Source organism: Shewanella sp. CAL98-MNA-CIBAN-0140 (genome assembly GCF_040309905.1).
Lineage (GTDB): Bacteria > Pseudomonadota > Gammaproteobacteria > Enterobacterales > Shewanellaceae > Shewanella > Shewanella psychromarinicola.
In genome coordinates this window covers 43,895-59,947 of sequence record NZ_JBEOPI010000015.1, presented here as the reverse complement: position 1 = coordinate 59,947, position 16,053 = coordinate 43,895, and the positions used below count along the sequence as shown (strand labels likewise).

General features: G+C 41.3%; 12 protein-coding genes. 8 read left to right on the top strand and 4 right to left on the bottom strand.

Features of this window, described 5'->3' with window-relative positions:
* Positions 1-2 precede the first annotated feature (2 nt).
* The gene (locus AAEY93_RS09725) at positions 3-2,117 is read right to left on the bottom strand and encodes a flagellar hook-length control protein FliK (protein WP_351076478.1); all 2,115 of its coding nucleotides are present in this window, start codon (positions 2,115-2,117) and stop codon (positions 3-5) included.
* A 343-nt stretch (positions 2,118-2,460) separates the two neighbouring features.
* Here AAEY93_RS09725 and AAEY93_RS09720 point away from each other — a divergent pair, with 343 nt between their 5' ends.
* Together AAEY93_RS09720 and AAEY93_RS09715 are read left to right on the top strand one after the other, a co-directional pair.
* Complete coding sequence (locus AAEY93_RS09720) at positions 2,461-3,240, top strand: MlaA family lipoprotein (protein ID WP_351076475.1); 780 nt, start codon at positions 2,461-2,463, stop codon at positions 3,238-3,240.
* A gap of 64 nt (positions 3,241-3,304) precedes the next feature.
* Entirely contained in the window at positions 3,305-4,426 is a 1,122-nt protein-coding gene (locus AAEY93_RS09715) for a response regulator (protein WP_351076472.1), read from the top strand.
* A gap of 459 nt (positions 4,427-4,885) precedes the next feature.
* Here the strand turns inward: AAEY93_RS09715 and AAEY93_RS09710 are convergent, their stop codons facing one another.
* Entirely contained in the window at positions 4,886-6,355 is a 1,470-nt protein-coding gene (locus AAEY93_RS09710) for a peptide MFS transporter (RefSeq protein WP_351076469.1), read from the bottom strand.
* 532 nt (positions 6,356-6,887) lie between these two features.
* Here AAEY93_RS09710 and AAEY93_RS09705 point away from each other — a divergent pair.
* The 5 genes from AAEY93_RS09705 (at position 6,888) to AAEY93_RS09685 (ending at position 10,702) form a co-directional block, all read left to right on the top strand.
* Entirely contained in the window at positions 6,888-7,535 is a 648-nt protein-coding gene (locus AAEY93_RS09705) for an OmpA family protein (protein ID WP_351076466.1), read from the top strand.
* A gap of 25 nt (positions 7,536-7,560) precedes the next feature.
* Positions 7,561-8,394, top strand: a complete 834-nt coding sequence (locus AAEY93_RS09700) for a mechanosensitive ion channel family protein (protein WP_351076462.1) — start codon at positions 7,561-7,563, stop codon at positions 8,392-8,394.
* Positions 8,395-8,460: 66 nt separating this feature from the next.
* The gene (gene tpx / locus AAEY93_RS09695) at positions 8,461-9,054 is read left to right on the top strand and encodes a thiol peroxidase (RefSeq protein ID WP_351076459.1); all 594 of its coding nucleotides are present in this window, start codon (positions 8,461-8,463) and stop codon (positions 9,052-9,054) included.
* Positions 9,055-9,100: 46 nt separating this feature from the next.
* Positions 9,101-10,111, top strand: coding sequence for a low-specificity L-threonine aldolase (ltaE, locus tag AAEY93_RS09690; protein WP_351076456.1), 1,011 nt, complete (start codon positions 9,101-9,103; stop codon positions 10,109-10,111).
* A gap of 222 nt (positions 10,112-10,333) precedes the next feature.
* On the top strand, positions 10,334-10,702 hold the full coding sequence (locus tag AAEY93_RS09685) for an acyl-CoA thioesterase (RefSeq protein ID WP_124013965.1): 369 nt from the start codon (positions 10,334-10,336) through the stop codon (positions 10,700-10,702).
* 130 nt (positions 10,703-10,832) lie between these two features.
* On the opposite strand, the gene AAEY93_RS09680 is transcribed toward AAEY93_RS09685, so the two are convergent.
* Both AAEY93_RS09680 and yiaY read right to left on the bottom strand, forming a co-directional pair.
* The gene (locus AAEY93_RS09680) at positions 10,833-11,198 is read right to left on the bottom strand and encodes a cytoplasmic protein (RefSeq protein WP_124013964.1); all 366 of its coding nucleotides are present in this window, start codon (positions 11,196-11,198) and stop codon (positions 10,833-10,835) included.
* Between the two features lie 207 nt (positions 11,199-11,405).
* Entirely contained in the window at positions 11,406-12,554 is a 1,149-nt protein-coding gene (gene yiaY, locus AAEY93_RS09675; protein ID WP_124013963.1) for an L-threonine dehydrogenase, read from the bottom strand.
* A gap of 349 nt (positions 12,555-12,903) precedes the next feature.
* Between yiaY and AAEY93_RS09670 the strand changes: the two genes are divergently transcribed.
* The gene (locus AAEY93_RS09670; protein WP_351076451.1) at positions 12,904-15,954 is read left to right on the top strand and encodes an EAL domain-containing protein; all 3,051 of its coding nucleotides are present in this window, start codon (positions 12,904-12,906) and stop codon (positions 15,952-15,954) included.
* Positions 15,955-16,053: the final 99 nt, after the last annotated feature.

Sequence of the window (16,053 nt, the reverse complement as noted above, 5' to 3'; positions counted from 1 at the left end):
TATTAGGCTCTAGTTTTGACTAAATAGTGATCGCCAGGTAATAAGGTTGCTGGAATTTGGGCCAACTGAGTAGTGAGTTTACCGGGGGTAAAACCTATTTGAGTGATTTTATCTGATAATGCTTGGTTAAAGCTTTCTACTTTCGCCAGTAGCATTTGGTTATTGCCTTTAAATTGAATATCCAGCACTTCAGCTTGTTTATGCGCACAAATCAATAATGACCCTTGAGCTAAGTTAAATTTGAGTTGCAGTTTCCATCCTGCTTTTTTATCTTTGTCTGGATCATTTTCTTGTTCAAACTTACCTTCAAATTGCTCATCGCGTTGGTTAATTGAGTAGGGCAGGGCAAAGTACCATGTCATGGGCTGATTGGGATCGGTGCTTGCCTGTTGGTAAAGTGCAATACTACTTGCTAATTGTGCCATTGAGTCTGCGCCACCTAGCTTGTCTAATGCCGCTAATAATCCTGAATTAGCGCTGAGTTTACTCAAGGTCCGTTGTTGCAATTGCGCAAAGTGGGCCTGAAGTTTTTCGCTGATCCCCGCCCCTGTTGATTTTGATTTCACCCCTAATAGTAATTGGAATAGGGTTGTGATGGCACTACCAGAAAAGAGTGGTGAGGGGTGTGAGCTCCCTGAATGACTCAGCGAGGTGTGGGCGAGGTTTAGCGCCGCTAAACTGTGCAGTTCACTGCTGAGTAATGCCGGATCGCTTAATGCACTTAATGGGTGAGGGCTTATTTGAGGTAAGTGTTTAAACAGTTCGCTGGCGAGATTATGAGGAATTTGTTGAGCTAGCTGCTGTTTTATTGGCATCGCACCTGCTTTTGATAAGGCTTTATTCAATACTTCTATTGGTGCTGGATCGCTACTTAACGTGTTGGGTAGCTCATTTTTCGCGCTATTTAGGATGGCGGGTGCGGTGCTAGATTTGGTTGTGTGCTGTTGCGCTAATAATGTTATCGGTAGCGTGACATGTTGTGCCGTGTTGGAAGTGGTGTTGGCTAGATTAGCTTGCTGTACCGTATTGGCGGTAGTGGTGTTGGGTAGATTAGCCTGCGGTGCCATGTTGCTAGTGTTTTTGGTTAGACTCGCTTGCTGTGCCGATAGTGTGGATTGGGTTTGTTGCTGTGTTACCGATGCCGCGGTTAATCCATAGGGAACTTTTTGTTGGCTATCATTTCCTTTAATCGCATTATCAATTTTTGGCAATGGTGTAGATTCTAGTTTTTTTAGAAACTGGCTGAGGATTTGTGCCGGTTCATTTTTAGTGATGATGATGTTTGTCGCTTGAGGCGACATGGCTGCTTGCGGCGTTGTTGTGAGTTTAGTTAAATTTACGCTTACTTCTGCAATGACGGGTGTTAGAGCAAGTTGTAGTTGCTGCTGTTGCACCACGACTTTGGCTAAATATTGGCCAGGATGTAGGGCGGTATTTGGTGATAGTTTGATGCTTGTGCCACCGGCAAACGTTAGTTGATTTTGGTCTTGGTCTATTACGGCTGTAGGCAGTGGATAACCTTGAGGCCTTGTTGCTAACGTTGTAAGCTGTTGTGTTGAAACACCATTTTGTTTTGCTAGTTCCTCAAGCGCTTGTGGTAAGGCAAGCTGAATGGGTTGTGCTAAAAGCACTAATTGAGTCGCGACCGTTTGGGCTGGCGATGTGATGGTTGACCCCGCTGAAGCCGTCAGAGGTGTTGACGCAGGAACTGGGTTATTGATGACTTCGACTTTGCCCTGGGGCTGATTTACGCTGGACGCGGCGCGTGCCAAAAGTTTAGCTTGATCGCTTGCAATCACGACTTGGGCTGTTTGTTGTAATAATTTTTGCAGTTCAGCGGTTTTGTTTAGTTGATATTGTTGATTTTCAATGGTGATGCTGACTTGTGCGCTTGCTGGTGGTTGCAAAACCTTGACCGCGAGTAATACTGGGGCTAAATCTGATTTTGTGGAAGATGACGTTGATAAAACGGATTTTTCATTTGACGTTTGCACCGGCAAAGAAGCGCTATCAGTTTGAGTTTGTTTACGATCTGACAGCGGTTTCTGACTTGCATCAGCAGGTTTAAATGTGACGGTATTAACCGCTTTTTTGGGAAGCGTTGTTGGCACTGTCATATAAATCCTATCAAACGAATATGTTTATCTATCGAAATCAACCAAGATGTCAGTGAAGAATATCAACTTCATTTACAATTTTTTGATTGATATTGTCAAAAGGCGCACTATCCTTAGCCCCCTGTTACCATTATTGGGGCAACTCATATGGTTTGATTACCATGATAATGAACGATTGCTGGCAACAGATACGTATAAGCAAGGACTGACTGTTAAATATTGTAAGATATCAGCCTAACACTTGCTTGCTAAATTATATCGACTTGAACAAAAATTGCTTTAATAAAAAGACAGAAATGGCAGTTTGTTGAGTGAGACCTTTTGTTATTTTAAAGAGAGTTATATGAAGTATAAATGGATATTACTTCAGGTGATCGTTGCTGTTAGCATGCCTGTGTATGCCGAAGCCGAAGCACCTCAAGTTGACACATCAACACTCGCTGCGGTTGAGTTCAAATACAATGATCCTCTCGATCCATTTGAAGGGATTAACCGCACAATGTGGGATTTTAACTATCTGCTTTTAGACAGATATATTATCCGCCCAGTCGCTCATAGTTATAAAGATTATGTTCCAAGCCCAGTAAGAACAGGGGTCAATAATTTTGTTTATAACTTAGAAGAGCCTAGCTCTCTAGTGAATAATACCCTCCAAGGTAAGTGGAAGTGGGCAGCTAATGCTGGCGGGCGTTTTACGGTTAATACCACCATAGGCTTACTGGGTTTAGTGGATGTTGCTGACATGATGGGGATGCATCGCAAACAAGACGATTTCAACGAAGTGTTAGGTTATTATGGTACGCCAAATGGTCCTTATTTTATGGCGCCATTTTATGGCCCAATCGTGACAAGAGAAATCGCCTCTGATTGGGTGGATGGTCTATACTTTCCTTTATCGGAATTAACGATGTGGCAGTCAGTACTAAAATGGGGCTTAAAAGGTTTGGATGCCCGCTCTAAAGCCATTGATCAAGAAAGATTATTAGACAATGCTCTTGATCCTTATGCTTTTGTAAAAAATGCTTATTTACAGCATATGGATTACAAAGTTTTTGATGGTGATGTTCCATCAAGTCAAGCAGATGATGAGTTACTTGATGAGTATTTAGATGAACTTGAATAGTCGAGGCATACAGGCTCCTCGACAGTTATGTCTGCGGGGTGTTGTATGTCTGTGAGGTTGTTGTATGGCACTAACTGATGTCAAGATCCTCTTTGTTGAAGATGACCCGATATTTCGCCATGTCGTTGCTGATTTTTTGCAGCAGCAAGGTGCTCGGGTTCAACAAGCATGTGATGGAAATGAAGGCATAACCCTTTTTTCCCATGCTATCTTTGATATTGTTATTGCTGACTTAAGCATGCCAGGCCTTGATGGTTTGTCTATGCTTAAGCAAATGCAAGTTATTAATCCTGCTATACCCGCTATTGTTATTTCTGGTAATGATGTGATGTCTGATGTTGTAGATGCATTGCGCCTTGGTGCCAGTGACTATCTGACTAAACCTATTGCTGACTTATTCATTATTGAACAAGCAATCGTTCAAGCGATGCATTCAGCCGCTACGCCGATGAATGCATCAGGGCAATCGCATTTACAAGAAATGAATGAATTATCTTACCAAGAGCTCACTGATAATTTATACCTCCTTGAGCAAAATTCCCATGCTGCCAAAAGTGTTCAGCAGCAATTATTTCCTGCGTCGCATATTTATTATCCTAAAGCGGATATTAATTACAGTCTGTTTAAAAATAATGATGTTAGTGCTTACTTTATCGATTCGACTATGGTGGGCGATCATCACTTAGTGATGTATATGGCGCATTTTTCTCCTGAGGATAATAGTGCTGCTTTTGGCTGTGTATTATTGCGCAGCTTTATTAATCAAAAACTTAAGCTGTTTAGAAATGGGTTAAGTAATACCTTAATCGAGCCCAATAGTATGCTGTCTTATCTTAATGATCGTATGGTGAAATCTGGGTTGCATATTAGTACGGATATTATTTATGTGTGCATCGATTTGACTCGCTATTTATTATCAATAGGACAATCAGGTAAAGGATTAAGGTGTTATTTACGCAATGGTAATAACCTAATGCCTTTGGCATTGCCCGAATCCGAACCTCTTGGTAGTGCGCTTTGGAGTAAGCCGAGTATGCAAATTCGTACCTTATTACGGGATGAACAAATTTGTATCGGTACCAATTATTATGAGCATAAACAAAAACTGCTTGAGAACCATTATACGGGCCTAGTTTATCAATCAGATATCAAGGCGGGTGGCTTTATTCAGTTGGCTTGTAAGTAATGTGGGATATACCCAAGCCACTTTCATCCTAGGCCGCTACGCTGCTAAGATCCTAGGCCGCTACGCGGATAGTGCGCTTCGCTTCTAGAACGGACTTCGTCCTGCTAGGGACAGCTTCGCTGTTAAGATCCTAGGCCGCTACGCGGATAGTGCGCTTCGCTTCTAGGGCGGACTACGTCCTGCTAAGGACAGCTTCGCTGCTAAGATTTTATAGCCTCTAGCAGCGTAGCGTTCTAGGCTGTTGCTATTGATTTTATAGCCTCTAGCCGCGAAGCGTCCTAGCAGCGCAGCGCTCTAGGCTGTTGCTATTGATTGTATAGCCTCTAGCCGCGTAGCGTCCTAGCAGCGTAGCGCTCTAGGCTGTTGCTTTTAAAGCGTCCTAGTTTATCAATAAAAAATCCCCTCACAAGTGAACTTGGAGGGGATTTTTAGTGAGAATAGCTTTTACATCAAAACGGATTAACGTCTAATGGCTTCGTGGTCAGCCGTGACGCCAATTTCTTCTTCTAAAGCTTGTTCTTCAGTTTCATTTTTGGTTTCTGCACCATGCATCCAATCAACAAGTTTGTTTGACATGAAATATAAAATGACTGCAGATATTACCGCTGTAATACCGATCCCAGCAAAAATTGCCATCGCGTTTGCTAGCTGCTCTTCCACTTCGCCGCCATGGCCGATTAATGAACCAATAACACCACCAAGTTTATTTGCCGCTGCAATAAAGAGGAACCAAGTACCCATCATTAATGATGCGATACGCAGTGGAGCAAGTTTAGTCACCATAGACAAACCAATAGGGGATAAACATAACTCACCCATGGTATGGAAGAAGTAAGCTCCTACTAACCACCACATGCTTGATTTAGCTGAAGCATCGCCGCCCATTTCTAACACCGCGCCAATCATGAATAAGAAACCGATACCAAGTAAAACCAAACCTAAAGCAAATTTGACTGGAGAGTTAGGTTCATTTTTACCAAGACGGATCCAAATAGCGGCTATCACTGGAGCAAAAATAACAATGAACATCGCATTAAGTGATTGGAACCAAGTGGTCGGAACTTCCCAAGAGCCAATCATACGATCGGTGAAATCGTTAGTGAATAGGTTCATTAAGCCGCCAGCTTGCTCGAAGCCAGCCCAAAATATGATGGTAAATAAGCCCATTACCATAATAACTTTAATGCGGTCACGTTCAATTTTTGTTAACGGTTCTTTGCGGACTTCACCTTTAGCTTCATTCTTGAGTTTTTCAGCTTTAGCTGCGGGAACCGTGCCAATGTCACCCAAGAGTTTTTGGGCGAAAAGGTATTGGATTATTAGTGCTAAAATCATACCGATACCGGCGCAAATAAAGCCTGCTTGGAAGTTACCATCGTAAGCGGCTACTACAAACCCGACAATAATACCCGACAAGAATGCACCTACGTTGATGCCCATATAGAAAATGGTGAATGCACCATCGCGGCGATGATCGCCTGGAGCGTATAGATCACCCACCATAGTTGAAATGTTTGGCTTAAATAGGCCGTTACCTAAAATAAGTACTCCTAAACCTAGATAAAACATTTCAATATCCATTCCTGGCACCCACGCATGAGGTGTACCCAAAATGAATTGGCCTGCAGCCATTAAGAAGCCACCAATGTAAATGGCTTTTCGTTGGCCTAAATAGGCATCCGCTAACCAGCCACCGATAAGCGGCGTAAGAAATACTAAGCCGGTGAATGTTCCGTACAGCGAAATAGCATCAGCTTGTGACCAGCCGAGGCCATGACCACCATCAGTTTGTACTCTATCAACAAGATAAAGTACCAAAATGGCGCGCATAGCGTAGTAACTAAAACGTTCCCATAGTTCTGTTGTAAAGAGTAAGAACAACCCTTTAGGGTGTCCAAACAGTGTACCTTGAGGTTTTGCGTCACTCATTAAGTCTTCCACCTTAAGCTTGCGATTGCCTGTGAGGAAATATCGTCACAGAAATAATTGTTGTGAGAGTTGTCTATGATTGCTAAATCAGTTAAAGCCCGAAATAACGGGCATTTAAACAAGATGATGCAATACTGAGCAACTTTATTGTCTATTTTTTATAATAAATAATGTCTGTTTGATGTCAAATGCTAACCAAACATCAAAAAGCTAACCTTGTATACCCTTTCCAAGGCGATAAAGTCAATGTTAATGCGGGGAACAGAGAGGTTAAGCTTGTTATAAATTGTGTCAAAGCAATCAAGTAACCTAGAGGCGCGTTAATGGTTTGTGTTGTTTTTGTTGACTAGTAAGTTCGGGTTTAATAAGATTTATTGGCATCGAGCCGATATCAATATCATGCTTTAATAACACCCTACAGAAGCTATTTTCCGCAAGGTATTGATTATAAAGTGTTGTCTTTTAATTTATGCAATAAAGAGTTAAAATATGAATTATTAACAGATTTCGATGTCGTGTCGAAGAGGTGTTTATGGCTATCATTCGAACGGTGACATTGATCTTAATGGGGTGTTTTATCTGCACAGCCCAAGCTTGGGTTGATACCGATTTTGACGGTGTACCAGATAAAAAAGATGCTTGTAATGATACTCCAACTAACAGTGTTGTTATGGCAAATGGTTGTATTGATAGTGAGTTTTTGATTGTTGATGAAGATGCCGAAGATGATGATGAGTTTGATGAAGCAGAATTAGGCGCAACAATAACCAATAATGCGGCACTTATTGCTGAGCAATGTCGTCAACAGCGAGACGTTTCTGTAGCAGTAGATTGTTTTGGGTCTATACTCCAACCTGTGTATTTTGATTTTGACAAATCAGCGGTGTTGTTAACTCAGCGACCAACATTAGTTAGGGTGCAGCAATACATTGAGCAACACCCAGAAGTACTCATTCGTTTAGATGGTCATACTGATAATGTTGGCAGTGATGTGGTTAACGAGGCCTTGTCTTTAAAACGTGCAGCTACGATTAAAGACTTGCTGGTCAATGAGTACCAATTTCAACCAAGGTCGATTGAGATTATTGGGCGGAGTAACTACAAGCCGGTAGCCGATAACACCACGATAGAAGGTCGGCAGCGTAATCGGCGGGTAGAGTTTATTATTTTGGCAGAGTAATTTTACTATTTTAAAAGGATATAAAATGGAACAACTAGCAGGTTTGGACAGTTTAATTCAACAGGCACCAGAGTTTCTTATGACCTATGGTCTTAAGGCTCTCGCTGCCATTGTTATTTTTCTTATCGGTAAATATTTTTCCGGTGTCGCAAAACGGTTAACCATCAAATTACTTAACAACCGTAAAGTGGATGCAACAGTGGTTTCCTTTGTGGCCAACTTAGCGTGGACCTTGGTATTTGTATTTACTATTGTCGCTACACTTGGCCAAGTTGGGGTGCAAACCGCGTCATTGGTTGCGGTTATCGGTGCTGCAGGTTTAGCGGTTGGTTTAGCATTACAAGGTTCGCTTTCTAACTTTGCGTCAGGCGTGTTGATGGTGCTTTTCCGTCCATGTCGCGTGGGTGACTATATCGAAGCGGCTGGTACTGCGGGTACTGTTGATGAGATTACTATTTTTTCAACCCGTTTACGTACCGCTGACAACAAAATGATTATTGCACCTAACTCAGCCATCATGAACGGCACTATCACTAACTATTCTGCTCTAGAAAAGCGTCGTATCGATTTAACGATAGGCGTATCTTATACTGCTAATATCGCGAACACTAAGAAAGTAATAGCGGATATTCTAGATAACAATGAGTTTGTATTAACAGATCCTGGTTACTTTATCGGTCTTGCTGAACTGGCTGATAGTTCAATTAACTTTGTCGTGCGCCCGTGGGTTAACACACCAGACTATTGGACTGCACGTTTTCAATTACTTGAGCAAATCAAGAATGCCTTAGATGCAGCAGACATTGAAATTCCATTCCCACAAATGGATTTACATGTGAAAGAAGTTCCAGCAAAATAATATTGCAGGCAAGTTAATATTTTAAGAAACCAGCAAATGCTGGTTTTTTTATACAAGGAGTTTTTTATGAAGCTATTTTCAACCTTTGCAGCGATCACATTATTATCCTCATCTGTTATAAGTACACACAGTTTTGCAGGCGAAAAAACCATGATTACCATGGGGGGAAATCCCGTTGCTTTAGAAGGTAAAATGCCGAGCATCAATATGGCAGCGCCATCATTTACTGTGGTAGATGAAAAGTTTAATCCAGTTAGTTTGAGTGACTTTAAAGGTAAAACGGTGCTGATTAGCGCAGTACCTAGCTTAGATACTGGGGTGTGTGCATTACAAACCAAGCGGTTTAATAAAGAGTTTACTAAATATAATGCTGATGTGGTGATGTTAACCATTAGCGAGGATTTGCCATTTGCGCAGAAACGGTTTTGCCAAACCGAAAATGTTGATAAAATTAAAGTCTTATCAGATTCTGTCTGGCGTGACTTTGGTGAAAAGTACGGTTTGTTGATCAAAGATCGTGGTTTGCTAGCGCGCTCTATTTTTATTATTGATGCCCAAGGGATGCTGAAGTATCAAGAGTTAGTGAGTGAAGTCAGTGATCATCCTAACTATGATGCTGCTTTAGCGGCATTAACCGAAATATCATCAGCGGCGAAGTAGTGGCGTCGTTTCAGCGAATATTGAGTAATGAGGATAAAGATGCAGCATGATTGATTTTCGAAGTGATACGGTTACCCAACCGACAGAAGCCATGCGTTTAGCCATGTCTAGAGCTGAGGTCGGTGATGATGTTTATGGTGATGACCCGACCGTCAATAGCTTACAAGATATGGCTGCAGAGATGTTTGGTTTTGATGGGGCCTTGTTTGTGAGTTCTGGCACCCAAGCTAATTTACTGGCGTTAATGTCCCATTGTGAGCGCGGCGATGAGTACCTTTGTGGCCAACAAGCCCATAACTATAAGTTTGAAGGTGGCGGGGCGGCAGTATTAGGCAGTATTCAACCTCAACCATTGAACAACCAAGCCAATGGCAGCATTTTACTGAGTGATATTGAAGCTGCGATTAAGCCTGATGATGTGCATTTTGCTCGAACTCGGTTATTGAGTTTAGAAAATACGATTGGCGGTAAGGTATTAAGCCAAGATTATTTAGCCCAAGCACAAAGCCTTGCGTTTAATCGTGGTCTTAAAATCCATTTAGACGGTGCTCGGGTTGCTAATGCTGCGGTTGCACAGGGCATTGCCATTGCCGATATTACCCAATACTTTGACTCAGTATCAATTTGTTTATCAAAAGGCCTGTGCGCGCCGATAGGTTCGATTCTGTTAGGCGATGAGCGGCTAATTGGTAAAGCTACACGGTGGCGTAAAATGCTTGGTGGTGGAATGCGCCAAGCAGGTATTATCGCTGCGGCAGCTAAGTTAGCGATAACTGAGCAGGTCGACCGCTTGGCCGATGACCACCACAATGCCAACACTTTGGCTTTATTATTGGCCGAAATGAGTGAATTTACTGTCGATGTTAGCTCAGTGCAGACCAATATGGTATTCGCCACATTAGCAGAACATATTGACCCTAAAGTGTTTGCGGCTACATTGGCAGACAAAGGCATTATTATTAGCCCTAGTCGTCAATTACGTTTAGTGACTCATAAAGATATTACCGCCAACGACATCAGTTTTTTTGTGAATACGGTTAAGCAGGTTGTTGGTTAATCATCGAAAGTAAATCACTTTATCAAAGGCCGCACTGAGTGTGGCCTTTACTTTTTTGGTGCAAAGGTGCATTTGTTTTGGGCGTTCAAGTGGTGTTTTTATTGGATGTTTATTTTATCTATATGATTATTAAAGGCTAATATACTTGGCTTGATCATTGCTAATAATTTAGAGGTATATACCTAGCGCCGCAAAATTAATGAGTCAGATAATGAGGTCACCATGAAATATTTCTCACGTCATATCGTTATGCCTGTTCATCTCAATAGTGGTCAGAGTTTATGTTGTGGTCAACTATTAAGCTGGTTAAACGAAGAAGCCACTATTTTTGCCAGTTGCCAAATGCGCAGTAAATTTCCCATTACCAAAGTGATATCTGAAATTAACTTTATGGCGTCGGCACAAACCGGTGACATCATTGAGTTTGGATTTGAGTTGGTGAGCCTAGGGCAAAGTTCTGTGACGGTTCGTTGTAAAATACGTAATAAAGTGAATCATGCGCCGATTGCCTTTATCGATAAGATAGTGTTTGTTAACGTGAATGAAAAGGGCTTACCCATTCCGCATGGTGCGCGTGCTAATGCCGCTTAATTGCGTTGACTGTTGCTATGATAGGCGAGAGAGAATGGTGACAAGGACTGTTAAGTTGAACCAGCAAAAAAGCATAAAAATAAGGAGCTATAATAGCTCCTTAATGTTAACGGGAAATACACTCGCTATATTATTCGATTTTTGATATACGTTGTTGATAATCATCGATTAAATGCTCCATAATTTCATTAGGAGAGGCATTTTGGCAGCAATCGTCTAAAATGATTTTAAAGGTGACAAGGGCATGACCATCGTGCTTAAGGCGGCTACTTTGCATAGCAAAATAAGCTTCTTCATTATCGGCTTTTCTAACAACAAAATCTTTTAGTTCGAATGATTTAGTGCCGGAGATATTGTGCCATTTAGTGATACGGTCTAGTGCAATTTCACAAGATTGGTTTACTTCGATATGGTTGAGCCATGTTGCAGGTTGTTCGTTTTCTTTATAATGCGGGCATCGAACGGTGTAATTATATATATGAGTAATTGCTGTCATTGCTTACCTACCTATTCGCTATCTAAGTGTTTTCATCATAGACCTTATTTTTTATATTGGTCAATCCTTATTTCAAGAACTTAGATCTAAGCATCACTTTTTACTAAATTAAAAATAAGCTGTTGTCATTGTTGGTTTTTTGCATTAAACGCTAGGCAAAAAAAACCCGCAATTAAATACGGGCTTTAGGCTTTTTTATCAAAGATATCATAACGCGTTAGTGAAAATTTGGCAGATTTCTGCGTGTGTTGCCTGTTTAGGGTTGGTAAAACCACAAGCATCCTTGAGTGCGTTGTCTGCTAAGGTTGGAATATCTTCTGCTTTTACGCCTAATTGGGTTAAATTTTCTGGAATGTTAACGACTTTAGCTAGTTGCTTAATCGCGTCTATTGCCGCTTTAGCGCCTTGCTCGTCTGACATTGCCGTTGTGTCGACACCCATTGCCTTAGCTACGTCAGCTAGGCGTGCTGGCACCACTTGGGCATTATAGCTTTGTACGTGGGGAAGCAATAATGCATTACATACACCGTGTGGTAAATCATAGAAACCACCAAGTTGATGCGCCATTGCGTGCACATAGCCAAGACTCGCGTTATTAAAAGCCATACCCGCGAGAAATTGCGCATAAGCCATGTTTTCTCTTGCTTGGATGTCATCTCCCTGGTGAACGGCATTAATTAAATTGGCTTGGATAAGCTCGATTGCTTTGATTGCGCAAGCATCGGTGATGGGATTTGCGGCAATAGAGACATAGGCTTCAATTGCATGAGTCAGTGCATCCATTCCTGTCGCAGCGGTGAGTGATGCAGGCTTTTCAAGCATGAGTTCAGGATCGTTTACGGAAAGGATAGGCGTGGTATTTTTATCGACAATGGCCATTTTAATGTGCCTTGCTTCATCGGTAATAATACAAAAACGGGTCATTTCACTTGCTGTGCCCGCGGTGGTGTTAATCGCGACTAACGGCATTTGTGCTTTAGTTGATACATCCACACCTTCATAATCTTTAATATTGCCGCCGTTGGTGGCGACGAGTGCGATCCCTTTGGCGCAATCATGCGGTGAACCGCCACCCAATGAAATAATTACATCACACTGATTACTTTCTAATAGATCAAGACCTGCTGCAACATTACCTGTTGTTGGGTTAGGTTGTACGCCATCAAAAATAACCACTTCAATGCCGTTGGCATTGAGTTTATCGGCAACTTTTTTAACTAGACCTATTTTTACCAATGGTTTGTCGGTGACAATTAATGCTTTAGTAAAGCCAAATGCATTAATGTCTTTAATTGCTTCATCTACGCTGCCTTGACCAAGAATGTTGACGCTTGGAATAAAGAATTTAGTCGCCATGTTGATTATCCTCTATATGAAATTGAATTTTCTCTGTGGTAAACGTACCTATATTCCGATAGCGATTATGTGACGTGGAGCCAGTTAGCATTCAATGAATAACAACAAATGGCCAATTCTATTACAAATACGACACTTTTAAAGGAACTGTGATCTTGCTTGATGTTGTTTTGATTTAGGAGGTATATTGGTAGGCAATTAACTCTTGTATTGGCGTGGTTTTGGATGCTATTCAAGCAGGACGCTTTGCTGCTAGGACGCTTCGTGGCTGATTCTATAAAAGCAAAAAGCACAGCGACCGCTAGGATGCGATTTTTACTTGTTAAGGATGAATCAGGGAAATGTATAGATGTTTAATCTAAATGTTTTTTTGTTAATTTTAGAAAATGCCGCGCTATTGCTCGCGTTAGTTTATGTTTACTCACTCTCACCTACGGATCAACGTAAGGCGATCCCTGTCCTATGGACATTTTTTGTGGGTGCACTTATCGGTGTTATTGGTGTCATTATCATGATGGACCCGCTGGTTCGTCAACCTGATATGTTGTTTGATGCCCGCTGGGTCGTGCTCTGTTTAAGTGGATTATTCTTTGGTGCTATTCCTACCGTCATCGCAACCCTAATTATGGCGCTATATCGTTATCACTTAGGTGGTGTAGCGGTATGGATTGGTATATTGATGTTGATCAGCAGCGCGATATTAGGCTTGATTTGGCGTCGATTTCGGCTGCATAAATTAGATCAAATTGGCTATCTTGAGTTTTATCTTTTTGGTTTTGTTGTGCATGCAATATTGCTTCAATGGCTATTTTTATTGCCCTATGAACAAGCGTTACAAACCATCAGTGTTGTATCACTGCCGATATTGGTGGTGTTACCTTTATTGACCATGGTGATTGGTCATCTACTTGGCCAAATAGTCTTTCGTGGACGCGATATACAAGCCAAACTTCAAGAAGACTTTCTTTTTAAAGATCAGTTTGATATTGGTAATATTGGTATTTCTATTACCACTAAAACCAAATATTGGTTAAAAGTTAATCCTTATTTATGCCGGATGTTTGGTTACACAGAGAAAGAATTAAAATCATTAACCTGGCCAGCGTTAACTCACCCTGATGATCTGAATAAAGATTTATTGTTATTTGATAAAATGGTCAAAGGCGAACTTGATGAATACGAAATTGATAAGCGTTTTATTGCCAAAGATGGATCTATTGTATATACCCATGTGACCATAGCATGCCGTCGTCATGTTCAAGACAATACCTTTCTGGTGATTGCTGGTTTTCTCGATATCACTAAACAAAAACAAGCAGAGCAGGCTTTATTGCAAAGTAAAGAGCAACTTGCACTCGTACTTGATAGCAGTGAGTTAGGGGTGTGGGACTGGGATGTCATCGCCAATCGATTTAGCACCAATCGATACAGTGCTGATATTTTAGGTTGTTCAATGGAGGAGCTTAATCTGCATCCTCAATTGTGGATAAATGCAATACAGCCAAAGTATAAATTTAAGTTTCTTCGCAGTATTAATGACATTATAAAAGGCCGCTGCATTAGCCAGCGTGTTGAATATCAATTAACTGATTTACACGGTGGCAGTCGTTGGATTTTGCAAACTGGCCGCGTCGTGGATGTTGATGATAAAGGTAACCCGCTTAGAGTGTGTGGGACTCATAGTGACATTACTGATATTAAGCAAGTTGAAGATTCGCTAAGTATTGCTACCTCAGTTTATCAAAACTCCAGTGAAGCCATGAGTGTGTTTACTGCTAAGGGTATTCTCATTGATTCAAATCCTGCATTTTCTTTTATCACAGGCTTTACTCAAGAAGACATACAAAACCAACATTTACGTATGTTTGCCACCGACCTGCAGCCCAAACGTTTTTATCGACAGTTAACCAAACAGCTTAAGCAACAGGGGCATTGGCATGGTGAAGTGTGGATGCGGCGTAAAAATGGTGAAAATTACCTTATTTTATTAACCATTAATTCGATCGTCCGAACAAAATCACAGGCTGCGCGATACGTGGCGTTATTTTTTGATATTACCGAGAAAAAGCAAACTGAGGAGTTGATATGGCGCCAAGCCAATTATGATGCACTCACCGGTTTGCCTAATCGTAGGATGTTATTAACATTTTTAAATCAACAGGTGTTGAGTTCTGATCGGCAGCATAATCATTTTGCATTGATGTTTTTAGATTTGGATTTCTTTAAAGAGATTAACGACACCTTGGGCCATGACATGGGTGATGTGTTGTTACTTGAAACAGCAGATCGTCTAAAAAAATGCGTACGAGAGACCGATATCGTCGCCCGCCTTGGTGGTGATGAATTTACCATTGTGTTGACGGCCCTTGAGGATACTCATGGTGTGGACCGTGTTGCACAGCAAATACTTAACCGACTTGCAGAGCCTTATTTCTTGGGTGATCAAACCGCTTACATTAGTGGCAGTATTGGTATCACCTTATTTCCTGACGATGCAAAGACCACAGAAGCATTGTTAAAAAATGCCGATCAAGCGATGTATTCGGCCAAAACGCATGGCCGTAATCGATTTAATTATTTTACCTCCACAATGCAAGATAATGCACAAAAGCGGATGATGCTGATCCAAGATCTCAAGGTTGCGATTACCCAACAGCAATTTGAGTTGTATTATCAGCCTATTGTGGATTTAAGCAGTCAGCAGGTCATCAAGGCTGAAGCATTATTACGTTGGAAGCACCCGACCATGGGGTTAATTTTGCCTGCAGATTTTATCTCTATTGCCGAAGACACCGGCATGATAATCGATATTGGTAATTGGGTATTTTATCAAGTCAGTGAGTTAGCGGCTCAATGGAAGACACAATTTAATTGTGATATTCAGATCAGTATTAATCTGTCGCCTGTTCAGTTTAGAGACGGGTCGACCGGGGTTAAAGATTGGCTTAAACACATGTCGACACTCGCAATGTCTACCAATAATATTTGTATCGAAATTCCTGAAAGTCTATTACTTGAAACTGAGCCAAATGTCGAGGCTAGGTTATTAGCTTGCAGTGATGCGGGTATGCAAATGTCGCTCGACGATTTCGGAACGGGTTATTCATCGCTTTCCTATTTAAAAAAAATCAAGATTGATTACCTTAAAATTGATCAACGTTTTGTGCGTAATGTGACTGCAGAAAGTAATGATCTGTGTTTGTGCGAAGCGATTATCGTGATGGCCCATAAACTCGGGATGAAAGTGATTGCCAAAGGCGTTGAAACTGAACAACAACGACGTTTATTGGTGTTGGCAGATTGCGATTATGCCCAAGGATATTTATTTTCGAATGCATTATGTCGACACGATTTTGAGCAAAAGTATCTGGTGGTAAAAAGTGGCCTCATTGCCAGTTAGTCAGCTGATATCCCGTTAGTGCGGTTATTAGTTCAAAATCTGCGTGACTGCTGTGATGTTATGGCTAATGTCATACTAGTGCCATCACTAATGTAATAG